The organism is Bacillus sp. BACIII (assembly GCF_057836745.1).
The window spans coordinates 2,867,223-2,890,224 of record NZ_CM174437.1; the positions used below are offsets into that span (position 1 = coordinate 2,867,223).

A 23,002-nucleotide genomic window follows, 5' to 3' on the forward strand; every position below is an offset into this window, starting at 1 on the left:
CCCTCTTAAAGAGCCTTCTCAAGCAGCTTAGGCTTGGCAAAAATCATTCGCCCCGCCGCTGTCTGCAGCACGCTGGTTACGAGCACATCAATATGTTTCCCTATATAATTGCGGCCTTCTTCCACAACGATCATTGTTCCGTCATCCAAGTAAGCCACACCTTGATTATGCTCTTTCCCGTCCTTAATCACCTGCACATTCATTTCTTCACCCGGGAGCACAACCGGCTTCACCGCGTTTGCAAGGTCATTAATATTCAGTACCGCAACCTTCTGAAGCTCACATACTTTATTTAAATTAAAATCATTCGTCACAACGACACCGGATGTCAGCTTCGCAAGTTTGACAAGCTTGCTGTCAACCTCTTGAATGTCTTCGAAGTCGCCTTCATAAATTTCAACCGTAATATCCAGTTCCTTTTGAATGCGATTCAAAATATCCAGTCCGCGGCGTCCTCTGTTGCGTTTTAAAACATCTGAAGAATCAGCGATATGCTGTAATTCCTCAAGCACAAATTGAGGAATGACAATGACTCCTTCTAAAAAGCCCGTCTGACAAATATCTGCAATTCTCCCATCAATAATAACACTTGTATCCAAGATTTTCAGCCTTTTCTCCTGCTCCTCTTGCTCCTCATCCGCACTTCCCTTTTTCTTCTGCATTCTTGCAGAAATGGAGAACAGACCGATCAGTTCATCCTTTTTCTTAAATCCGACCTGGAAGCCCAGATAACCGAGAAAGAAAGCCAAAAAGACCGGGATGATGGTGCTGAATATACGGTACGGAATATTGTCCAGCGGAATCACGTTTACAATGAGATATGCGATGATAAGTCCAAAAACCAATCCGAGACTTCCGAATAACAGATCCGGCACCGGAGCTCTCAGCAAAGAATCTTCAATCCATTTCACCCAATTAATCACATATTCTGTCGTCCATATACTGATGAGAAAAAAGATAATAGCACCAATTGCAGCAGACGTATATGCGTTTGTTATTAAAGGTATGTCCTGTATATTTGACAGTACAAACAATTCAGGTATTAAAAAGATACCGACAACGCCGCCCACAATAATGAAGAACGCCTGAACTATTCGTTTTAACATACCTCCACCTCCTTTTAAGTAACATTTTTCAGCAGGCTGTCAAAGCCTACAAATATCAGAATAAACAAAAACTAACAATAATATACCCGGATTCTGACAGGTTTAAGCGATACTTAAAGCTGTCTATCTATATAGTGTTTTTCTTGAAGACGTTTTAAACCTTTTTTGATTTTTTGAGCGCGCACCTCGCCGATGCCTTCCACATCATCCAGCTCTTCAACAGTGGCTTCCGTTATGCTTGGCAAAAATCCGAACGCCTCAACCACATTTTCAACAATCGGCATCGGCAGACGCGGAATTTTATTCAGCAGTCTGTACCCTCTCGGCAGCACATAATCATCAAGGTTGGTAGAAGCGGGATATCCAAGCAGCTTAAACAGAATGGAATCATCAAGCAGATCGTAGCTGGACATATCCTGAAGCTCTTTTAACAGCACGAACGGATCTTTGATTTTTTCTTTTACATAGTCTTTGATGAAAAGAGCCGCTTCTTCTTCCATATCTGTAATCAGTTCAATCACCTGCAGACGGATTAAGTGGCCTTCCGTTCCGAGTTCTTTAATATACATGTTGATTTCATTTTTTATACGGAGCACCATTTCATAGCGGTGCATAACGGACAGCACGTCACTGAATGTCACGAGCTCCTCAAACTCTAAAGCGTTTAAAGCCGTAATCGTTTTGTCTAAAATGGTTTTATACTTCTCTAGCGTTTGAATGGCCTGGTTTGCTTTTGTTAAAATAAATCCTATGTCCTTCAGTGTGTATTTCATACTGTCCTGGTATAACGTAATGACATTTCTGCGTTCAGAAATGGCGATGACGAGACAGCCGGTCTGCTTCGCCACCCGTTCCGCCGTACGGTGCCTCATTCCCGTTTCTGAAGAAGAAATGGTCGCTTCCGGCATAAGCTGTGTATTCGCATAAAGAATTTTCTGACCGGAATCACTTAAAATAATGGCACCGTCCATTTTGGCCAGCTCGTATAGGTGAGCGGGCGCAAATGATGTATTAATATGAAAACCGCCATCCACGACTTGCTTTACCTTATCATTGTATCCGACAACAATCAGGCCGCCCGTATTTGCCCGAAGTACATTCTCTATCCCGGCTCTGAGCGGCGTGCCCGGTGCAACGAACTGCAGAATTGCAGACAGGTCAAGCTCTTGTTTCGCCCCTTTTTTCTCTTTTTCCATCTATTATGATCCTCCTAATGAAGTACGAAGCGCTTCTGCAACATTTGCTACTCCGACAACCTCAATCCCTTTTGGTATTGTCCATCCGCCTGCATTCGCCTCAGGTATGACCATACGCTTGAAGCCGAGTTTCGCCGCTTCTTTTACGCGCTGTTCGATTCTTGACACCCTGCGGACTTCTCCTGTCAGACCCACTTCACCGATAAAGCAATCTGCAGGATTCGGCGGTGTATCTCTGAAGCTTGAAGCAATGCTGACGGCTACTGCCAAATCAATCGCCGGTTCATCCAGTTTGACCCCGCCGGCGACTTTTAAGTACGCATCTTGATTCTGAAGCAATAGCCCCACCCGCTTCTCAAGCACAGCCATGATTAACGACACCCTGTTGTGGTCAATCCCTGTAGCCATGCGGCGCGGGTTTCCAAAGCTGGTCGGTGATATGAGCGCCTGAATTTCAACCAGAATCGGTCTCGTTCCTTCCATTGACGCAACGATACTCGAACCCGAAGCCCCGGCAGAACGCTCCTCCAAGAAAATTTCCGAAGGGTTCAGCACTTCTGTAAGCCCCTCTTCCCGCATTTCAAAGATGCCCATTTCATTTGTTGAGCCGAAACGGTTTTTTACAGCCCGCAAAATACGGAATGTATGGTGCCGCTCTCCTTCAAAGTATAGAACGGTATCGACCATATGCTCAAGCAATCTCGGCCCAGCGATCGATCCTTCTTTTGTGACGTGTCCGACGATAAAAATCGGAATGCCGTTTGTTTTCGCGATTTTCATCAATTCAGCCGTACACTCTCTTACTTGTGATACACTGCCGGGAGCTGAGGTGATGTCGCTTTGGTAAACGGTCTGAATGGAGTCTACAACAACAAATGCGGGATTCATCTCTTGTATAGCAGACGAAATATACTCCATATCGGTTTCAGATAAAACATGTAACAATTGGCTGTTGATTCCAAGCCTGTCGGCGCGCAGCTTCGTTTGCTTCACGGATTCCTCCCCGGAAATGTAAAGCACGCTGCCGGCCGTGTCTGCTAATTGTGCGGATACTTGAAGAAGGAGCGTTGATTTCCCGATGCCGGGGTCGCCGCCGATTAATACTAACGAGCCCTTCACAACGCCGCCGCCAAGCACTCTGTTGAATTCTTCGAGCTTGGTGTGAACACGGGGTTCTTCTGATGTTTCAATTGATGTAATGGGTGATGGTTTCTGGACGGTTTGAACGGAGTGGGAGAAAGCCGCCCGCCGATTCGCCGGCTCTTTTTTGACGGTTTCTTCCACCATTGTATTCCAAGCCCCGCAGCCCGGGCATTTCCCCATCCATTTTGCGGATTCATAACCGCATGAGTGGCAGATGAATTTTGTTTTTGATTTAGCCATATATGCTGTAAGACCTCTTCCTTATCGAATATTTCTCTATATAACAAAGTGAGGCATACACTTGCTTACGTATGCCTCATGTTTGTCACTATATTAGTTCGTTTTAGCAGTTGTTTTTACGACAAATTCGCCGTCTTCAACGTCAAGAACGATGTGCTGGCCTTTATCAATATTGCCTCTGAGAAGCTCTTCTGATAACCGGTCCTCCACATGCTTTTGAATCGCTCTTCTTAACGGACGTGCGCCGTATTCCAAGTCGACGCCCTCGTCTGCTACTTTTGCTTTTGCAACATCCGTCAGCTCTATAGAGAGATCTTGTTCTTTCAGACGTTTTGTTAATTGGTCAGACATAAGCGACACGATGTCTGTAAGATGTTTTTTCTCAAGGGAGTGGAAGACGATAATTTCGTCAATCCGGTTGATAAATTCAGGTCTGAAGGCACGCTTCAGCTCTCCCATGACTTTGTCTTTCATGTCTTTATGGTTTTGTGATTCATCCTGCACATTGAAGCCCACATATTTGTTGCGTTTCAGCTCGCTCGCTCCGACGTTTGACGTCATAATCAGGATCGTATTGCGGAAATCAACAGTGCGTCCCTTTGAATCAGTCAAGCGTCCGTCTTCAAGCACTTGCAGAAGAATGTTAAACACATCAGGATGCGCTTTTTCAATTTCATCAAGCAGTACGACAGAGTAAGGTTTTCTTCTCACTTTTTCCGTCAGCTGGCCGCCTTCATCATAGCCGACATATCCCGGAGGAGAACCGACAAGACGTGAAGTCGAATGTTTCTCCATATATTCGGACATATCCACTCTGATCATCGCTTCTTCATCACCGAAAATAGATTCCGCCAGCGCTCTTGCCAGCTCTGTCTTCCCTACGCCTGTAGGGCCTAAGAAGATGAATGAACCGATCGGACGTTTCGGATCCTTCAAACCGGCTCTTGCACGTCTGACAGCCTTCGCAACGGCTACAACGGCTTCATCCTGGCCAATGACGCGGGAGTGCAGAATACTTTCCATATTGAGAAGCTTATCTGTTTCCGTTTGCGCAATTTTAGATACAGGCACCCCGGTCCAGCTGGATACCACCATTGCGATATCCTCTACAGAAACTTCGGAGTTCTCCTGGCCTTGTTTTTCTTTCCACGTTTTTTTCGTATCTTCCACCTGTTCTCTCAAGCGCTGCTCCGTATCACGAAGAGAAGCCGCTTTTTCAAACTCCTGGCTTTGAACGGCAGCGTCTTTTTCCTTACGAACTTCATCGAGTTTCTGCTCAAGCTCTTTTAAGTTCGGAGGCGTTGTGAAGGAACGGAGACGTACTTTTGAACCAGCTTCGTCAATTAAATCGATCGCTTTATCCGGAAGGAAGCGGTCAGAAATATAACGGTCAGACAATTTAACCGCCGCTTCGATCGCTTCATCGGTAATGGATACGCGGTGATGCGCTTCATAGCGGTCACGAAGACCTTTTAAGATCTGAATGCTTTCATCGACTGACGGCTCATCCACCTGAATCGGCTGGAAGCGGCGCTCCAGAGCTGCGTCTTTTTCGATATATTTGCGGTATTCATCAAGCGTCGTCGCTCCGATGCACTGAAGCTCTCCGCGAGCGAGTGAAGGTTTTAAAATATTCGACGCGTCAATCGCACCTTCTGCTCCTCCAGCTCCGATCAGTGTGTGCAATTCGTCAATGAATAAAATGATATTGCCCGCCTGACGTATTTCATCCATTACTTTTTTCAAACGGTCTTCAAATTCTCCGCGGTATTTCGTGCCGGCTACAACCGTTCCCATGTCTAATGTCATTACGCGTTTATCACGTAAAATTTCCGGCACTTCATTGTTGATGATCTGCTGTGCGAGACCTTCAGCAATCGCAGTTTTACCTACACCCGGTTCTCCAATCAGAACGGGATTATTCTTTGTTCTGCGGCTTAATACTTCAATAACGCGCTGAATTTCTTTGCTTCGGCCGATAACCGGATCAAGGCTGTCTTCCCTCGCAATCGCGGTTAAATCACGCGCCAGACTGTCAAGCGTCGGCGTGTTTGCGCTGCTATTTGTCCCTGCTCCGGATGTCCCTGTTTCATTGCTTCCGAGAAGCTGCAGAACCTGCTGTCTCGCCTTATTGAGACTGACACCCAGATTATTCAGAACTCTCGCGGCGACTCCCTCACCTTCACGAATCAGCCCAAGAAGTATGTGCTCTGTTCCTACATAAGAATGACCGAGCTTTCTGGCTTCATCCATTGATAGTTCTATTACCTTTTTGGCTCGAGGCGTATAATGAGGGACAGAGGTGGTGCTTTCCTGCCCTCGGCCAATCAAACTTTCCACTTCTTTCTGCATTTTATCTGAATTGAGGCCAAGCGCTTCTAAAGCTTTAAATGCTATCCCTTCACCTTCACGGACTAACCCCAATAATATATGTTCAGTTCCGATATTTGTATGGCCTAAGCGCAGTGCTTCTTCCTGTGCCAGTGCCAATACCTTTTGAGCCCGCTCTGTAAATCTTCCAAACATCATATCGAATCATCCTCCTGTCTATTTGCACTCATTTCTAAATGCAGCCTTTCCCTGATAAGAGCCGCTCTTCTCGCGTCTCTTTCGTTCGGCCGTAATGCGCCGCCCGAATATTGCTGGAGAAAACCGGGCTGTGTCAAAATCATCAGTTCATTAAGTATATTGCTTGATAGCCCTTTAATGATCCCCAGGTCTATCCCCAGCCGAACGTCAGAAAGGCATTTCGCCGTTTCCTTTGATTCAATCATTCGGCAGTTGGATAAAACTCCGTAAGATCTGAATACCCGGTCCTCTAATTCAATTTTCGAGGTTTGATAAAGCGCTTCTCGGGCTGAGCGTTCCTGCTCAATCAGCTGGGCAGCCACACTATTCAAATCATCGACGATGTCCTGTTCTGATTTTCCAAGTGTGATTTGATTTGAAATTTGAAAGATATTTCCTAATGCTTCGCTGCCTTCCCCGTAAATTCCTCTAACAACTAAACCTAATTGGTTAATTGCCGGTATAATTCGATTCATTTGCCTAGTTAGCACAAGACCCGGCAAATGCATCATGACCGAAGCCCTTAGTCCCGTCCCTACATTTGTAGGACAGCTTGTTAAGTATCCTCTCTTCTCTCCAAAAGCGTAATCCACTTTCTCCTCAATCCAGTCATCAACCTGGTTTGCCGCTTTTATGGCGTTGAGAAGCTGGAAGCCGGGGAAGAGACATTGAATTCTGATATGATCTTCTTCATTTAACATAATGCTGACTTCTTCATTTTCAGAAAGCAGACAGCCGCCAAACGGTGATTCCGTTAAATTCGGGCTGATCAGATGCTTTTCCATCAGCACCCGTTTTTCCAAAGGCTGAGCTTCACTCATTCTGATTAAATGAAATTGACCGATATCAGGCAGTTCTTTCCCTGAAAAATGATCTTCGAATTGCTGAATAATGGATGAGGCTTCTTCATTCGTATACCGGGCAGGAAACTTTATATTTTCAAAGTTTCTGGCCAACCGTATACGGCTGCTGAGTACAATGTCACTTTCAGGTCCCTTTTGCTTCATCCAATTGCTTAATGCGTCCTGAATAAAATGCTTGAGCGACATTACCCTTGTTCCTCCTCACTGTCTGTGCCTTTTAATTTCTGCTCTAACGACCGGATCTGATCCCTGACCTGCGCCGCCTTTTCAAACTCTTCCTGGTGTATTAAAGATTCAAGTTCCTTTTTTAACATTTCCATTTGCCGTCTTACATGCAGGTTTCCGCCTATACGTTTCGGAATTTTCCCGGCATGCACCGTGTTCCCGCTGTGGACTTTTCGCAAGATCGGCGTAATTTGGCTGTGAAATGTATCGTAACACTCCGCACAGCCGAACCGCCCTGTTTTTCTCAGCTGTTGAAACGTCATGCCGCATTTCTTACAGGCCGTGCCTTGCTCTGAATAGCCGAACATTTGAGAACCCGTGTTTTGAAAGGAAGACTCCATATTCAGCAGCCCTGATAATAAATTATGAATCGAGAACCCTTGGTTTCCACTTATACCGTATGAATCACTATTTTCTTTTGCACATTGTTCGCAAATATGAACTTCTTGCTTTTCTCCATTAACAACTTTCGTAAAGTGAAAAGTGGCCGGTCTCTCATTGCACTCTTGACAAATCAATCTTTTCACCCGCTTACTTTAGTTTTAAAGATGTGAGCATCGCCTTCATCATTCTGGCTCTTAGTTCATCCCGTTCAGGCAAATCAATATATAGAACTGAACGATCCATTACACTCACCATCATTTTAGCTTCTCTTTCCGAAATAACCCCGTCCTCTAACAGTCTGAGAATAATGTCATCAGAGGCTGCCTGGGACAAGTGGGTATGAATCTGCGAAATAATATTATTGATGAGGACGACTTCGTTATTCATTTTAACTTTGATAATACGAATATAACCGCCGCCTCCCCGTTTACTTTCAACAATATATCCTCTTTCGCTTGTGAATCTGGTGTTGATGACATAATTTATTTGGGAAGGAACACACTGAAATTTATCAGCAATTTCACTGCGTTTGATCTCTAAAATTTCTTTGCCATTTTGATCTAATACTTGTTTTAAGTACTGTTCAATGATGTCAGAAATATTATGTCCCACTCAACCCCCTCCTTTATTGACTTTGACTATATTTGACTTTAATCTTACTATAAGGTGTTTCGCAAAATTTTTCAACTGTATCGCTCTATCTCTATTATTTCCACTTTGCACAAGCATAAAACCTGCTTTTACAAAAAGGTATATCGTTACTTTTCTCATATTATATAACGTATGCAGAAAAACACAAAAAAGACAGCTCATCATGAGCTGTCTTTACCGTATGATTGCTTGGCGGCGTCCTACTCTCACAGGGGGAAACCCCCGACTACCATCGGCGCTGAAGAGCTTAACTTCCGTGTTCGGCATGGGAACGGGTGTGACCTCTTCGCTATCGCCACCAAACCATTGAGAGTGTTCTCTCAAAACTAGATAACAGTAAGCATACATTCAAAAATGGTTAAGTCCTCGATCGATTAGTATCTGTCAGCTCCATGTGTCGCCACACTTCCACCTCAGACCTATCAACCTGATCATCTTTCAGGGATCTTACTTCCTTGCGGAATGGGAAATCTCATCTTGAGGGGGGCTTCATGCTTAGATGCTTTCAGCACTTATCCCGTCCGCACATAGCTACCCAGCGATGCCCTTGGCAGAACAACTGGTACACCAGCGGTGCGTCCATCCCGGTCCTCTCGTACTAAGGACAGCTCCTCTCAAATTTCCTGCGCCCGCGACGGATAGGGACCGAACTGTCTCACGACGTTCTGAACCCAGCTCGCGTACCGCTTTAATGGGCGAACAGCCCAACCCTTGGGACCGACTACAGCCCCAGGATGCGATGAGCCAACATCGAGGTGCCAAACCTCCCCGTCGATGTGGACTCTTGGGGGAGATAAGCCTGTTATCCCCGGGGTAGCTTTTATCCGTTGAGCGATGGCCCTTCCATGCGGAACCACCGGATCACTAAGCCCGACTTTCGTCCCTGCTCGACTTGTAGGTCTCGCAGTCAAGCTCCCTTGTGCCTTTACACTCTGCGAATGATTTCCAACCATTCTGAGGGAACCTTTGGGCGCCTCCGTTACCTTTTAGGAGGCGACCGCCCCAGTCAAACTGCCCACCTGACACTGTCTCCCCGCCCGATAAGGGCGGCGGGTTAGAAGGTCAATACAGCCAGGGTAGTATCCCACCGATGCCTCCACCGAAGCTGGCGCTCCGGTTTCCAAGGCTCCTACCTATCCTGTACAAGCTGTACCAACATTCAATATCAGGCTGCAGTAAAGCTCCACGGGGTCTTTCCGTCCTGTCGCGGGTAACCTGCATCTTCACAGGTACTATAATTTCACCGAGTCTCTCGTTGAGACAGTGCCCAGATCGTTGCGCCTTTCGTGCGGGTCGGAACTTACCCGACAAGGAATTTCGCTACCTTAGGACCGTTATAGTTACGGCCGCCGTTTACTGGGGCTTCAATTCGCACCTTCGCTTACGCTAAGCGCTCCTCTTAACCTTCCAGCACCGGGCAGGCGTCAGCCCCTATACTTCGCCTTACGGCTTCGCAGAGACCTGTGTTTTTGCTAAACAGTCGCCTGGGCCTATTCACTGCGGCTCTCTCGGGCTTGCACCCTAACAGAGCACCCCTTCTCCCGAAGTTACGGGGTCATTTTGCCGAGTTCCTTAACGAGAGTTCTCTCGATCACCTTAGGATTCTCTCCTCGCCTACCTGTGTCGGTTTGCGGTACGGGCACCTCTCACCTCGCTAGAGGCTTTTCTTGGCAGTGTGGAATCAGGAACTTCGCTACTATAATTCGCTCGCCATCACAGCTCAGCCTTCACGGGAAACGGATTTGCCTATTTCCCAGCCTAACTGCTTGGACGCGGATATCCAATACCGCGCTTACCCTATCCTCCTGCGTCCCCCCATTGCTCAAATGGTGAGGAGGTGGTACAGGAATATCAACCTGTTATCCATCGCCTACGCCTTTCGGCCTCGGCTTAGGTCCCGACTAACCCTGAGCGGACGAGCCTTCCTCAGGAAACCTTAGGCATTCGGTGGACGGGATTCTCACCCGTCTTTCGCTACTCATACCGGCATTCTCACTTCTAAGCGCTCCACAAGTCCTTCCGGTCTTGCTTCACAGCCCTTAGAACGCTCTCCTACCACTGTTCGAAGAACAGTCCGCAGCTTCGGTGATACGTTTAGCCCCGGTACATTTTCGGCGCAGAGTCACTCGACCAGTGAGCTATTACGCACTCTTTAAATGGTGGCTGCTTCTAAGCCAACATCCTGGTTGTCTAAGCAACTCCACATCCTTTTCCACTTAACGTATACTTTGGGACCTTAGCTGGCGGTCTGGGCTGTTTCCCTTTCGACTACGGATCTTATCACTCGCAGTCTGACTCCCAAGGATAAGTCATCGGCATTCGGAGTTTGACTGAATTCGGTAACCCGGTAGGGGCCCCTAGTCCAATCAGTGCTCTACCTCCGAGACTCTTACCTTGAGGCTAGCCCTAAAGCTATTTCGGAGAGAACCAGCTATCTCCAGGTTCGATTGGCATTTCACCCCTACCCACACCTCATCCCCGCACTTTTCAACGTGCGTGGGTTCGGGCCTCCATTCAGTGTTACCTGAACTTCACCCTGGACATGGGTAGATCACCTGGTTTCGGGTCTACGACCACGTACTCATGCGCCCTATTCAGACTCGCTTTCGCTGCGGCTCCGCATCTTCTGCTTAACCTTGCACGGAATCGTAACTCGCCGGTTCATTCTACAAAAGGCACGCCATCACCCGTTAACGGGCTCTGACTACTTGTAGGCACACGGTTTCAGGATCTATTTCACTCCCCTTCCGGGGTGCTTTTCACCTTTCCCTCACGGTACTGGTTCACTATCGGTCACTAGGGAGTATTTAGCCTTGGGAGATGGTCCTCCCGGATTCCGACGGAATTTCACGTGTTCCGCCGTACTCAGGATCCACTCTGGAGAGAACGAAGTTTTGACTACAGGGCTGTTACCTCCTATGGCGGGCCTTTCCAGACCTCTTCATCTACCTCGTTCCTTTGTAACTCCGTACAGAGTGTCCTACAACCCCAAGAGGCAAGCCTCTTGGTTTGGGCTGATCCCGTTTCGCTCGCCGCTACTCAGGGAATCGCATTTGCTTTCTCTTCCTCCGGGTACTTAGATGTTTCAGTTCCCCGGGTCTGCCTTCTCATATCCTATGTATTCAGATATGGATACCACTCCATTACGAGTGGTGGGTTTCCCCATTCGGAAATCTCCGGATCAAAGCTTGCTTACAGCTCCCCGAAGCATATCGGTGTTCGTCCCGTCCTTCATCGGCTCCTAGTGCCAAGGCATCCACCGTGCGCCCTTTCTAACTTAACCGTTAAAAAGAATCACTACGTGATATCTTGCATTACAATTGAATGTGAATTACTTCTGTTATCTAGTTTTCAAAGAACATTATCTCGAAGAATCGAATGATCCTTCAAAACTAAACAAGACAGGGAACGTTCTGTTTATAAGACCCAAGGTCTTATATTCCGTTAAAATCCTTAGAAAGGAGGTGATCCAGCCGCACCTTCCGATACGGCTACCTTGTTACGACTTCACCCCAATCATCTGTCCCACCTTCGGCGGCTGGCTCCATAAAGGTTACCTCACCGACTTCGGGTGTTACAAACTCTCGTGGTGTGACGGGCGGTGTGTACAAGGCCCGGGAACGTATTCACCGCGGCATGCTGATCCGCGATTACTAGCGATTCCAGCTTCACGCAGTCGAGTTGCAGACTGCGATCCGAACTGAGAACAGATTTGTGGGATTGGCTTAACCTCGCGGTTTCGCTGCCCTTTGTTCTGTCCATTGTAGCACGTGTGTAGCCCAGGTCATAAGGGGCATGATGATTTGACGTCATCCCCACCTTCCTCCGGTTTGTCACCGGCAGTCACCTTAGAGTGCCCAACTGAATGCTGGCAACTAAGATCAAGGGTTGCGCTCGTTGCGGGACTTAACCCAACATCTCACGACACGAGCTGACGACAACCATGCACCACCTGTCACTCTGCCCCCGAAGGGGACGTCCTATCTCTAGGATTGTCAGAGGATGTCAAGACCTGGTAAGGTTCTTCGCGTTGCTTCGAATTAAACCACATGCTCCACCGCTTGTGCGGGCCCCCGTCAATTCCTTTGAGTTTCAGTCTTGCGACCGTACTCCCCAGGCGGAGTGCTTAATGCGTTAGCTGCAGCACTAAGGGGCGGAAACCCCCTAACACTTAGCACTCATCGTTTACGGCGTGGACTACCAGGGTATCTAATCCTGTTCGCTCCCCACGCTTTCGCTCCTCAGCGTCAGTTACAGACCAGAGAGTCGCCTTCGCCACTGGTGTTCCTCCACATCTCTACGCATTTCACCGCTACACGTGGAATTCCACTCTCCTCTTCTGCACTCAAGTTCCCCAGTTTCCAATGACCCTCCCCGGTTGAGCCGGGGGCTTTCACATCAGACTTAAGAAACCGCCTGCGAGCCCTTTACGCCCAATAATTCCGGACAACGCTTGCCACCTACGTATTACCGCGGCTGCTGGCACGTAGTTAGCCGTGGCTTTCTGGTTAGGTACCGTCAAGGTGCCGCCCTATTTGAACGGCACTTGTTCTTCCCTAACAACAGAGCTTTACGATCCGAAAACCTTCATCACTCACGCGGCGTTGCTCCGTCAGACTTTCGTCCATTGCGGAAGATTCCCTACTGCTGCCTCCCGTAGGAGTCTGGGCCGTGTCTCAGTCCCAGTGTGGCCGATCACCCTCTCAGGTCGGCTACGCATCGTCGCCTTGGTGAGCCGTTACCTCACCAACTAGCTAATGCGCCGCGGGTCCATCTGTAAGTGGTAGCCGAAGCCACCTTTTATGTCTGAACCATGCGGTTCAAACAACCATCCGGTATTAGCCCCGGTTTCCCGGAGTTATCCCAGTCTTACAGGCAGGTTACCCACGTGTTACTCACCCGTCCGCCGCTAACATCAGGGAGCAAGCTCCCATCTGTCCGCTCGACTTGCATGTATTAGGCACGCCGCCAGCGTTCGTCCTGAGCCAGGATCAAACTCTCCGATAAATGGATCACAGACTAAGTTCACTGCATCCTGCAGTAACGTCTGTGTGATCTGCATCGTGCAGACCTTAGTTTGACTGACTACGCACATCACTGTGCGATTTATTTAAAACTTTGAATTAACAGGTACGTTTTGTCTTGTTTAGTTTTCAAAGATCATTACCGCTCGTTGAAGCAGCTTTATTATCTTACCACTCAGCTTCTTTTATGTCAACAACTTTTTTAAATCGTTTTCGAAGCTGTTTGTTTTGTCTGCTGTTCATCAGCGACGTTTAATAATATAACACCCTTTTGAAAGTATGACAATAGTTTTTTTAAAAAAAGTCCCTGTTTATTTTCATTCATACTTATTTCAGTTTCTCTTCTATAGAAAGAATGCTGTCTTGTGGTTTGGTATATTTTCTTGTATAGTAAGATTGAACTAAATACTTGATGACCACAAGGGGAGCATTAAAGCTGAGAGTGAACGTTTTGTTCTGACCCTTTGAACCTGTTAGTTAACGCTGGCGTAGGGATGTGGCAAAGCCAAATGAATTGCAGTTTTGTAAGCAGCGCGCGGACCTTTTCCCATCCTTCCCCGCGCTGCTTTTTTGTTTATCCTTGATACGGTTGTCTGACCAGGGGGAAAACTATGAATCATTCAACACAGCTTGTGCGCTTAATAGAAATAGCGATTATGACCGGAGCGGCCGTCATTCTGGACATTGTGTCAGGTATGTTTCTCCGGATGCCACAAGGCGGATCAGTCTCTATTATGATGATTCCGATTTTTTTGATTTCATTCCGCTGGGGAGTGAAGGCCGGGCTTACGACAGGCTTTTTAACAGGGATTGTCCAGATCGCCATCGGCAATTTGTTTTTGCAGCACCCGGTGCAGCTATTTCTTGATTATATCGCGGCGTTTGCAGTTCTCGGTTTCAGCGGCTTGTTTGCTTCCGGTGTCCGTGAAACGGCATTGGCTAAAAAAAGAGGCGCATTAACGGTGTATGTGATAAGCGGCGTTTTTATCGGCAGTGTGCTGCGGTATGCGGCACATGTGATCTCCGGAGCGGTCTTTTTCGGAAGCTATGCTCCGAAGGGCACTCCGGTCTGGATTTATTCGCTCGTCTACAACGCGACCTATATGATTCCTTCTTTTATCCTTTCGGCCATTGTCCTTATCTTATTATTCATGACGGCGCCGCGGCTTCTTGAAACCAAGCGGGCAAATTGAAACAGCAGGCGGGTTATGCCTGCTGTTTTTTTATCCAGAGCTGCGTTCTTCTTTCGAATCGCCCAGTTCTTTTGTAAGTTCATTTATGCTTTGTTTTATGTTTCCTTTGCCTGAAAAATTCTCAATGATCTCTTTTACATTGATTCCGGAAGATGCTTTTAAACTTTCCTGAAGACCGGCCATTAAATTGGTTGCATAGCCCGTGACTTTATTGGCTCCGCCGTTTTCACCGCTTCCTCCCGTATCAACGACAGTTATTTTATCAATGTTGGAAAGAGGCGCCGAGACTTGCTTCGCATACTCAGGCAGCATTTTCACAATCATATCGAGGATTGCGGCCTGCCCGTATTTTTCGAAGGCTTCAGCAATTTTCTCTTTAGCTTCCGCTTCCGCAAGACCTTTCAGGCGGGTGACTTCCGCTTCGGTTTCTCCTCTCGCCTTTTCAGCCTCCGCTTTAGCAAGACCGTCAATTCTCACGCGTTCAGCTTCCGCTTTGGCCATCGCTTCAATACTATACTGTTCGGCATCTGCTTCTGCGAGCTGCTTCGCCTTTGCAGCTGCGGCCGCTTGTTCTACCGAATAACGGTCGGCATCGGCCTTTTTCTTCACTTCAGAGTCATACTGGCGCTCACGGCGGAGAATTTCTTTTTCTTCCAATTCAATCTGCTTTTGCCGCTCAATAATTTTAATCTGCATTTCCTGCTCTGTCACCTGCTGGCGGGCTTTTGCTGTTTCGAGGTCATATGCCTGGTCGGCATTGGCTTTTGCTGTGTCCTGCTCTCTTCTGTATTCCGCCATTTTCAGCTGATTGATTTTTTCCGCTTCAGCTATTTCAGTCGCCCGCTCCAGCTCTGATTTTTTTGCGTCTTTATCAGCCGCCGCGCGTTTAATTCTCGTCTCTTTATCCGCTTCTGCCGTGGCTATGTCCGCATCCCGCTTGACTTGGGCGATTCGCGGCTTACCTAATGATTCTAGATAGCCATTTTTATCGCGGACATCTTTAATCGTAAAGGAAACGATCATCAGTCCCATTTTGGCAAGATCCTGAGACGCAACCCGCTGGACTTCCTGAGAAAACTTTTCCCTGTTTTTATAAATTTCTTCAACGGTCATGGAGCCTAGGATGGAACGCAGATGGCCCTCCAGCACCTCACGCGCCTCCTGCTCGCGGTCCTCCTTAGACTTCCCTAAAAATTGTTCAGCTGCTGTTGCGATTTCCCCGATGGAGCCGCCGATTTTTATAATGGCGGTTCCGTCGGCCATTACCGGCACCCCTTGTTCTGTATAAACTTCAGGTGTAGAGACATCAAGCTTGCTTGAAAGTAAACTGAGAGGTTCCGCCTGCTGGAACACCGGAAGCACGAACGTTCCCCCGCCCCGGACGATTTTCAGACGATTTCCGCCTTCATCAATGTGGACGTTCTTATTGCCCAAATAGCTTCCGGTTACGATAAGGGCTTCGTCAGGCCCCGCCGTCCGGTACTTCGTAATAAATACAGCAATAAGTGCGATGAGTAAAAAGAATACGATTCCGATAACGATGATAATCGGCATAGTCATAACAGTTCCCCCTTAGATATCAGATTGGTTCATGCGGCATCACAAAAAGCACTCCGTCTTTCACGTCAATCACTAATACGGCCGTTCCGTACTGAATCTGTTCTTGATCAAAGCTGACCGCAGATTTAGAAATAGCGCCTCCGATTCCCTCTATGATCACTTCCCCATAGCCGTCTTTCGGAACGGAAGTAATAACCCTGCCGATTCTGCCCTTTAAATCCGACTCCCGGTATACGAGCGATTCTTCCGCTGATGAAAGCGGTACAAGGACAAAGAAGTGAAGCAGGCTGACCAAAAAAACTGAAAGCACAAATGAAAGTAATGCAATGACAGGATTTGAAAGCGGAGTTGCGATTTCGCCGATGTAACCTGAGGCTGAAAAGATGGTCAAAAACGACAAAATCAACGTTGGATTTACGAATGAAACAGGAATGGCTTCCGAGACGCCGTGAAACACATCTTGAAAAAACAGAATCAAAAGCGTGAGGCTCCCCGCAATAATCAGTGTGTAAAGATAGATCGTTTCAAGCGGCAGATGAAATACGACCACATTCTTTCCTCCTTTCGGCCTGGATGTCGGAGTGTTACTTTATATACGGTTGCAAAGGAAAATGGTTTCAATTTTCTGATAAGAAAGGCTGATTACATGATTATCCAATCCGGATATGATATGTTTACTCCAAAGGAGGAGATAGGATGAGCATTTTTAATGAAGCCAGACAGCAGACTTGGGAAGAACTGAAAGGACTCTCTGATGAGGAATTCAACCAAAAGCCCGCGGCTGATGAGTGGAGCGTGCGCGAAGTCCTTGACCATTTAAAGAAAATTGACGAATCAGCGCAGGCCCTTTTATCAAAGCAGGCAAAAGACGCACCGTTAAAAGAAATAGAAGAAAAACCGATGGAGTTTATAGAGGACAGAACAACTAAACATCCGGCACCGTCACAGCTTGAACCTGAGCAAAACCGAATATCAGTCATCGAAGCGAAACAAGAATTAGATACAGCAAGACAGCAGCTGACCGCCGTTATTTCGTCATTAAACGAGGAAGACTTTGAACGTGTGCTTCTGCATCCCGTTTTTCAAGAACTGACGATCCGCCAGTGGATTGATTTTATCGGTCATCATGAAAAGCGCCACATTAATCAAATAAAAGAAATTAAACAAAAAATCGAGAAGGTCTGACTCAGACCTTCTCGATTTTTTTCTTGACGCGTTTCGGTTCATAGGAATGGATGGCGACCGAATCACCCGTGCATATGTCTCCCGGCCGTTCAACAATACAGACAATTCCTCTTCTGCCCATTGCGTGCCTCACAAATGCCGCAGCGAGTTTTGGCTGATCCGGGTAAAAGGATTGAATGATTTCTCCCGGCTGAATGCACGGATCATTTTCTCCCTCGCACAACAGAGACGCACCGCTTGGAAATATCATTCTGCTTCCTTCTTTAAGCGGCGTCAGTGCAGAAAAACCGCTGATTGCGATATTAGCGCCGAGCCATTCTGGAAAGATATGAGAAACCCCCATCGCCGCCGCAATCTCATCACATTCCTCCATGGACACGATTGAAATTTGTCTCCGGTTAAAAATTTCCGTCCCTCTTTGATACATTGGCTCCCGTGCACCGGCTTTTTTTGTCAGTCCGAAATGAAGATCACCGGGAAACCCGCCGTATTCCGCACGAAGCTTGTCCATCTTTTTGGTAACAAATTGTTCCGTATCCGCTATATATACGCCTTCCGCCTTTGCTGTTATGCACTTCCACATCACCCGTCACCGCCTTTTTCTTGACATTATCCTTAAAAAACCCCGCTCTGTAAAGGAGCGGGGTTCAATTATTATACCGTTTTCGGCGTTAAGTCAAAGCAGCGTTTGTAAATCCAGTTGTATGCTTTCTCATTCAAGTCTCTTGGATTTCCGAAGGTTTGCGGATCTTTCATGGCTTCTTTTGATAAGCGCTCAATCATGTCCGGAGACACACCTTGTTCTTCTAAGCTCGGCACCTCTAAATCTTTTACAAGGTCATACATCCAATTGACGGACGCTTTGGCCGCTTCTTCGGTTGTCATGTTGCTTGTATCGATTCCGAATGCTTTGGCGATGCGGGCAAATTTTTCCGGATATCCCTTCCAGTTGTATTCCATTACCGGCCCCATCATTGCTGCGACGCATTGCCCGTGAGCGACAGGGATGATGCCGCCGAGTGTCTGACTCATTGCATGCGCAGCGCCAGCGGATTCACTGCCGTATGAAAGTCCGGCAAGCATCGCCGCCTGTGCCATGCCGTATCTCGCTTCCAAATCCTCTCCGTCCGCGAACGCACGCTTAATATAATGCGCCCCATATTCAATAGCCATTAAAGCCACGGCATCAGTGATCGGCTGCGCGAATTTCATCGTATAGCACTCAATGGCGTGCGCGAGAGCATCGATACCTGTCATGGCCGTCACATGCGGAGGCATGGACGTATGCAGCTCAGGATCAATGACTGTTAAATGCGCGGCGATAAGTGGTCCGCCCGTATTGAATTTAAATTCTCTTTCCTCGTCTGTAATGACCGCCCATTGCGTAACCTCTGAACCCGTTCCGGCAGTTGTCGGGATCGTCGTCAGCGGAGGAATACGGTTTTCCAGCGGCTTTTTGCCTTCCGCGGCTTCATAATCAAGCACGCTACCTTCGTGTGTCGCTTCTACTCCGATCGCTTTCGCCGTATCCATGGAGCTTCCGCCGCCGACAGCCACAAGGCCGTTGCAGCTTTCTTTTTTATACAGTTCAGATCCTTCGTTCACAAGACGTACAGGCGGGTTCGGCTCCACTTTGTTAAACAGGACGACTTCGATGCCTGCTTCCTGCAAGGATTCAATAACCGGGTTTGCCACTCCCGCATTATAAATTCCCGGGTCTGTTACGAGCAGCGCTTTTGTGACGCCAAGCGCTCTGACTTCTTTTCCCGCATGCTGAATCGCGCCGATTCCGTGCTTAATAACTGTCGGGATTTCGAATGTATGGAATTTATGCATGCTTTCTACTTTCATATTTAATGTCATATTATATCTCCTCCTCGTTATGCTTGAAACCAGTTAACAGGTGCAGGTTTCGTGTTGCGGTAAATATGTTTGACTTCCGTGTATTCTTCCAGACCGATTTTGCCGAGTTCGCGGCCGAAGCCTGATTGTTTGTACCCGCCCCACGGCGCTTGCGCGAAATACGGATGAAAATCATTGATCCAAACCGTACCCATCCGCAGTTTTGCGGCTACGCGTTCGCATTTTTCAATATCCTTTGACCATACCGCTCCGGCCAGCCCGTAAATGGTATCGTTGGCGAGTCTGACCACTTCTTCTTCAGAAGAGAATGACTCGACTGTTAAAACGGGGCCGAAGATTTCCTCTTGGACAATTCTCATGTCAGACTTGCAGTTTGAGAAAATAGTAGGTTCATAGAAGAAACCGTTTTGAAGGGCGGGATCATCAGGACGTTTGCCGCCTGTTTCCAGCTTTGCCCCTTCTTCGATTCCGATTTCTACGTATTTTTCAACTTTGGCCCGATGCTCGGCGGAAATCAGCGGACCGCTTTCCGTATCTTCATGAAAACCGTTTCCTAATTTGATGCGTTTCGTGCGCTTGATTAATTCGGCTAAAAATTCATCATGAATGGCTTCGTCCACTAAAAGGCGCGAGCCTGCCGAACAAACTTGGCCGGCATGAAAAAACACGGCGTTGAGCGCTTGATCTGCAGCTGTTTCGAGATCCGCATCTTTAAACACGATATTCGGATTTTTGCCGCCAAGCTCAAGGGCAATCTTTTTCACATTGCCGCTTGCCGCCTGCATGATTTTTTTGCCTGTTTCAATTCCGCCCGTAAAGGACACCAAATCGACGTCAAGGTTTCTCGCCAGCTCATCCCCGACAGAAGCGCCCGGTCCAAGCACAAGATTGGCGGCTCCTTTCGGAATACCGGCTTCTTCTATTAATTGAAAGACTTTAATGGTTGTCAGCGGAGTTATCTCGCTCGGCTTTAAAACGATCGTATTTCCGGCCGCAAGAGCGGGAGCGATTTTCCAGCTCGCCTGAAGGAGCGGATAGTTCCACGGCGTAATTTGTCCGCATACGCCGATTGGCTCTCTGACGATTTTACTTACGGAATCGGGAATCGGAGATGAGATGACCTCGCCTCCGTCTTTATCCGCCAAACCGGCATAATACTGAAATACATTTGCGATATCATCCATGTCGGCTTTGCTTTCTTCAATGGTTTTCCCTGTGTCCAGCGATTCCAGCTCAGCTAATTCGTTCAGATCTCGCCTGATTAATTCCGCAATTTTCAGAACAAATTGACCGCGCTCAAGTCCCGAAAGCACCGGCCACTCCCCTTCATCAAATGCTTTTCTGGCTGCGGCGATGGCTTTCACCGCATCGTCCCGGTCTCCTTCACATACTGTTGCAATTTCTTCCTGATTAAATGGATTGATGATACGGCGGGTCTGTTTTTTTTCTGCACTGATCCATTCGCCGCCGATATAAAGCGTTTTGCTCATAAGAGTCCTCCTTACCGAAAAGTAAGTTTGTTAAATAAAAATTTAATGTTTTTAACAATGTTAATTTAACACATGTTTTTTAACCTGTCAAAACCTTGTTTGTCCGCTTAGGTTTTGACATTTTGCCATGATTCGTTAAGATTAAGAACATAAAGAAATGACTTAATCAATTTAATCTTCAAGAGGAAAAGAGGGACAGTATGGATGAGAATCCAGAATTTGCAGCTATAGAACAAGCAAGGGATCTTGTCATTGATTCCATTGCTGAGACGATGGATCTGTACGGAATCACCCGGAGTGTCGGAATTTTATACGGAACAATGTATATGAGGGATGAAATGACGCTTGATGAAATGCGTGAGGAACTGCAGATGAGCAAACCGAGTATGAGCACAGGCGTCAAAAAGCTGCAGGATTTAAATGTGGTCAAAAAAACCTTCCACCGCGGCACGCGGAAGCATACATTTGTAGCGGAAAAGGATTTCTTTACGTTTTTCACGAATTTCTTCCCGCCGAAATGGGATCGGGAAGTTCAGGTGAATTTGTCCGCCATCGTACAGGCCCAGGCGGATTTGCAGGCCGTTTTGCTGGCAGAAGAAGGAAGCGCGGAATTACAGGAAGAAGCGCGGCAGTTATATGATCAGCTTGAAAGCTCGAAGGCCTATTATCATTGGCTGAAGCGGCTCGCCGATTCAGTCCGGAGCGGAGAGATTTTTAAATTTATTCCGATAGAAACAGACGAAAAAACGCCTGAATCGTAATCAGGCGTTTTTTCTTCGTCATTTTTCGACGTGATTTGATTATTTTCGAGGAAATATAGGAACATAACCCCATTTACTTCCATTAAAATTGATGGTAAATTTTTATAGGTATGGTCGTTCTTTTTTAAGAACGATCGACAAATTTTTTTAAGGGGGATTTTGATATGAAACAAAAGTTTTTCTCAACTGTCATGGCAAGTTTATTCGGCTTGGCTTTACTGCTTTCTCTGCCGACAGCGTCATTCGCCGCTGAATCAGGTTCAACCGTTCACGAGCCGGAAATGTCCACAAAGGCGACCGCTACCTTATTTGCAAAATACACAGGTGCCAGCCAGCAGGAATGGTCATTTTCTGATATCGAATTGACGTACCGCCCGAACACGATTCTGAGCTTAGGCGTTATGGAATTTACCCTTCCAAGCGGATTTGCGGCTACAACAAAGGATACAATCAACGGACACGCTTTGCGTGAAAGACAGATTCTGAATAACGGCAAAACAGTCAGACTTCCGTTAAACATTGATTTGCTCGGCGCAGCGGAATTTAAGCTTTCTCTTAATAATAAAACGCTGCCTGCTGCAGGTACATATAAGTTCCGTGCAGAAAATAAATCATTAAGCATCGGCTCTAAATTCTATGCTGAGGACACAATTGTTGTTCAAAAGCGCAGCACACCGCCGACACAGCCTTGCAACTGCAAATAATTGCGAAAAACGGACCGGCACAAGCCCACCGCTTGTCAGCCGGTCTTTTTTTGTGCCGTTTTTTCTTCCGGCTCTCACATTGACAAACCTTTGAAACAGGAGTACATTCTTGTTTGTTGTATTTGGAGTGACGAAAACAGTTTCTTAAGGAGTTATGAGGATTGGGAAAAATCAAAAATAAACAATTTGCCGTCATCGGACTCGGCCGTTTCGGCGGAAGCATCTGCAAAGAGCTTTTTAAAATGGGGCATGAGGTGCTGGCCGTCGATATCAGCGAAGAGCGGGTCAACGCATACTCCTCTTATGCCACTCATGCCGTGCGGGCAAATGCGACGGAAGAAAGCGAACTTCAATCGCTCGGCATCAGAAATTTTGAATATGTCATCGTGGCAATCGGCGCCAACATTCAGGCGAGCACGCTGACGACGCTGTTATTGAAAGAACTGAACATCCCTAACATTTGGGTGAAGGCGCAAAATTATTATCATCACAAAGTGCTTGAGAAAATCGGCGCTGATCGTGTTATTCACCCGGAAAAGGATATGGGCGTGAGGATTGCGCAAAGCCTGTCGGATGAAAACGTCTTAAATTATATTGATCTGTCAGATGAATACAGCATCGTAGAACTGTCAGCCACGAAAAAACTCCATTTAAAAACCATTCTTGACCTCGGCGTCCGTGCCAGATTCGGCTGCACCATTCTCGCCGTGAAACATAATGGAGACATTCAGCTGTCCCCTTCTCCGGAGACTGTCGTCCATGAATGTGACTGCCTTGTGCTGATGGGGCATAAACGTGATATTAAAAGATTTGAAACAGAGGGAATGTAAAAAAAGCCGGCTGCGG

The 23,002-nt window shown here is 47.1% G+C and carries 17 protein-coding genes, 3 rRNA genes and 1 riboswitch; of the genes, 5 read left to right on the forward strand and 15 right to left on the reverse strand.

Annotated features, from left to right (window positions below; genetic code table 11):
• Positions 1–5 precede the first annotated feature (5 nt).
• The 10 genes from ACXN9U_RS13990 to ACXN9U_RS14035 form a co-directional block, all read right to left on the reverse strand.
• Positions 6–1,106, reverse strand: a complete 1,101-nt coding sequence (locus ACXN9U_RS13990) for a PIN/TRAM domain-containing protein (protein WP_016935914.1) — start codon at positions 1,104–1,106, stop codon at positions 6–8.
• 113 nt (positions 1,107–1,219) lie between these two features.
• A complete protein-coding gene (gene disA / locus ACXN9U_RS13995) occupies positions 1,220–2,302 on the reverse strand; it encodes a DNA integrity scanning diadenylate cyclase DisA (RefSeq protein ID WP_003156401.1) in 1,083 nt (360 codons plus the stop codon).
• Between the two features lie 3 nt (positions 2,303–2,305).
• A complete protein-coding gene (gene radA / locus ACXN9U_RS14000; RefSeq protein ID WP_060963752.1) occupies positions 2,306–3,685 on the reverse strand; it encodes a DNA repair protein RadA in 1,380 nt (459 codons plus the stop codon).
• A gap of 93 nt (positions 3,686–3,778) precedes the next feature.
• Positions 3,779–6,214 (reverse strand): ATP-dependent protease ATP-binding subunit ClpC, encoded by a 2,436-nt coding sequence (gene clpC, locus ACXN9U_RS14005; RefSeq protein ID WP_060963753.1) that lies wholly within the window; start codon positions 6,212–6,214, stop codon positions 3,779–3,781.
• Positions 6,211–7,302 carry a protein-arginine kinase McsB gene (mcsB, locus tag ACXN9U_RS14010; protein WP_003156398.1) on the reverse strand — a complete coding sequence of 364 codons (1,092 nt, stop codon included), beginning with the start codon at positions 7,300–7,302 and terminating at the stop codon, positions 6,211–6,213. The genes clpC and mcsB overlap by 4 nt, the downstream gene beginning before the upstream one ends.
• Positions 7,302–7,859, reverse strand: coding sequence for a protein-arginine kinase activator protein McsA (mcsA, locus tag ACXN9U_RS14015; protein ID WP_016935918.1), 558 nt, complete (start codon positions 7,857–7,859; stop codon positions 7,302–7,304). Before mcsA ends, mcsB begins: the two co-directional genes overlap by 1 nt.
• A gap of 13 nt (positions 7,860–7,872) precedes the next feature.
• Entirely contained in the window at positions 7,873–8,337 is a 465-nt protein-coding gene (gene ctsR / locus ACXN9U_RS14020; RefSeq protein WP_016935919.1) for a transcriptional regulator CtsR, read from the reverse strand.
• A gap of 226 nt (positions 8,338–8,563) precedes the next feature.
• A 5S ribosomal RNA gene (rrf, locus tag ACXN9U_RS14025) occupies positions 8,564–8,679 on the reverse strand.
• Between the two features lie 51 nt (positions 8,680–8,730).
• Positions 8,731–11,659 (reverse strand): 23S ribosomal RNA (locus ACXN9U_RS14030).
• A gap of 174 nt (positions 11,660–11,833) precedes the next feature.
• Positions 11,834–13,383 (reverse strand): 16S ribosomal RNA (locus ACXN9U_RS14035).
• Together the 16S, 23S and 5S rRNA genes form the textbook arrangement of a ribosomal RNA operon.
• A 428-nt stretch (positions 13,384–13,811) precedes the next feature.
• Positions 13,812–13,912: riboswitch (TPP riboswitch) on the forward strand.
• 99 nt (positions 13,913–14,011) lie between these two features.
• Between ACXN9U_RS14035 and thiT the strand changes: the two genes are divergently transcribed.
• Positions 14,012–14,593: an energy-coupled thiamine transporter ThiT gene (thiT, locus tag ACXN9U_RS14040; protein WP_060964474.1), complete on the forward strand. Its 582-nt coding sequence runs from the start codon at positions 14,012–14,014 to the stop codon at positions 14,591–14,593.
• A 30-nt stretch (positions 14,594–14,623) separates the two neighbouring features.
• Here thiT and floT read toward each other — a convergent pair whose 3' ends face one another.
• Both floT and ACXN9U_RS14050 read right to left on the reverse strand, forming a co-directional pair.
• Positions 14,624–16,153 carry a flotillin lipid rafts scaffold protein FloT gene (gene floT / locus ACXN9U_RS14045; RefSeq protein ID WP_101605402.1) on the reverse strand — a complete coding sequence of 510 codons (1,530 nt, stop codon included), beginning with the start codon at positions 16,151–16,153 and terminating at the stop codon, positions 14,624–14,626.
• Positions 16,154–16,172: 19 nt separating this feature from the next.
• Positions 16,173–16,703: an NfeD family protein gene (locus ACXN9U_RS14050; protein ID WP_489201801.1), complete on the reverse strand. Its 531-nt coding sequence runs from the start codon at positions 16,701–16,703 to the stop codon at positions 16,173–16,175.
• A gap of 146 nt (positions 16,704–16,849) precedes the next feature.
• On the opposite strand from ACXN9U_RS14050, the gene ACXN9U_RS14055 reads away from it, so the two are divergent.
• Entirely contained in the window at positions 16,850–17,338 is a 489-nt protein-coding gene (locus tag ACXN9U_RS14055) for a DinB family protein (protein ID WP_489201802.1), read from the forward strand.
• Position 17,339: 1 nt separating this feature from the next.
• Here the strand turns inward: ACXN9U_RS14055 and ACXN9U_RS14060 are convergent, their stop codons facing one another.
• The 3 genes from ACXN9U_RS14060 to betB form a co-directional block, all read right to left on the reverse strand.
• The gene (locus ACXN9U_RS14060; RefSeq protein WP_489201803.1) at positions 17,340–17,921 is read right to left on the reverse strand and encodes an MOSC domain-containing protein; all 582 of its coding nucleotides are present in this window, start codon (positions 17,919–17,921) and stop codon (positions 17,340–17,342) included.
• A gap of 71 nt (positions 17,922–17,992) precedes the next feature.
• Positions 17,993–19,201 (reverse strand): choline dehydrogenase, encoded by a 1,209-nt coding sequence (gene gbsB / locus ACXN9U_RS14065; protein ID WP_438420460.1) that lies wholly within the window; start codon positions 19,199–19,201, stop codon positions 17,993–17,995.
• Between the two features lie 17 nt (positions 19,202–19,218).
• Positions 19,219–20,691: a betaine-aldehyde dehydrogenase gene (gene betB / locus ACXN9U_RS14070; protein ID WP_198698055.1), complete on the reverse strand. Its 1,473-nt coding sequence runs from the start codon at positions 20,689–20,691 to the stop codon at positions 19,219–19,221.
• A gap of 200 nt (positions 20,692–20,891) precedes the next feature.
• Here betB and gbsR point away from each other — a divergent pair, with 200 nt between their 5' ends.
• The 3 genes from gbsR (at position 20,892) to ktrA (ending at position 22,986) form a co-directional block, all read left to right on the forward strand.
• Positions 20,892–21,452: a transcriptional regulator GbsR gene (gbsR, locus tag ACXN9U_RS14075; RefSeq protein ID WP_489201804.1), complete on the forward strand. Its 561-nt coding sequence runs from the start codon at positions 20,892–20,894 to the stop codon at positions 21,450–21,452.
• Between the two features lie 164 nt (positions 21,453–21,616).
• Positions 21,617–22,156 (forward strand): biofilm surface layer hydrophobin BslA, encoded by a 540-nt coding sequence (bslA, locus tag ACXN9U_RS14080; protein ID WP_016938176.1) that lies wholly within the window; start codon positions 21,617–21,619, stop codon positions 22,154–22,156.
• Positions 22,157–22,317: 161 nt separating this feature from the next.
• Positions 22,318–22,986, forward strand: coding sequence for a potassium uptake protein KtrA (gene ktrA / locus ACXN9U_RS14085; RefSeq protein WP_060964467.1), 669 nt, complete (start codon positions 22,318–22,320; stop codon positions 22,984–22,986).
• The last annotated feature ends 16 nt before the right edge of the window (positions 22,987–23,002 follow it).

Bases quoted from the DNA above. Each gene is read 5' to 3' on its own strand.
- disA (WP_003156401.1), bottom strand. From the start codon at position 2,302: ATGGAAAAAGAGAAAAAAGGGGCGAAACAAGAGCTTGACCTGTCTGCA.
- gbsR (WP_489201804.1), top strand. From the start codon at position 20,892: ATGGATGAGAATCCAGAATTTGCAGCTATAGAACAAGCAAGGGATCTT.
- floT (WP_101605402.1), bottom strand. From the start codon at position 16,153: ATGACTATGCCGATTATCATCGTTATCGGAATCGTATTCTTTTTACTC.
- radA (WP_060963752.1), bottom strand. From the start codon at position 3,685: ATGGCTAAATCAAAAACAAAATTCATCTGCCACTCATGCGGTTATGAA.
- clpC (WP_060963753.1), bottom strand. From the start codon at position 6,214: ATGATGTTTGGAAGATTTACAGAGCGGGCTCAAAAGGTATTGGCACTG.
- ACXN9U_RS13990 (WP_016935914.1), bottom strand. From the start codon at position 1,106: ATGTTAAAACGAATAGTTCAGGCGTTCTTCATTATTGTGGGCGGCGTT.
- bslA (WP_016938176.1), top strand. From the start codon at position 21,617: ATGAAACAAAAGTTTTTCTCAACTGTCATGGCAAGTTTATTCGGCTTG.
- mcsB (WP_003156398.1), bottom strand. From the start codon at position 7,302: ATGTCGCTCAAGCATTTTATTCAGGACGCATTAAGCAATTGGATGAAG.
- ACXN9U_RS14055 (WP_489201802.1), top strand. From the start codon at position 16,850: ATGAGCATTTTTAATGAAGCCAGACAGCAGACTTGGGAAGAACTGAAA.
- betB (WP_198698055.1), bottom strand. From the start codon at position 20,691: ATGAGCAAAACGCTTTATATCGGCGGCGAATGGATCAGTGCAGAAAAA.
- gbsB (WP_438420460.1), bottom strand. From the start codon at position 19,201: ATGACATTAAATATGAAAGTAGAAAGCATGCATAAATTCCATACATTC.
- ACXN9U_RS14060 (WP_489201803.1), bottom strand. From the start codon at position 17,921: ATGTGGAAGTGCATAACAGCAAAGGCGGAAGGCGTATATATAGCGGAT.
- thiT (WP_060964474.1), top strand. From the start codon at position 14,012: ATGAATCATTCAACACAGCTTGTGCGCTTAATAGAAATAGCGATTATG.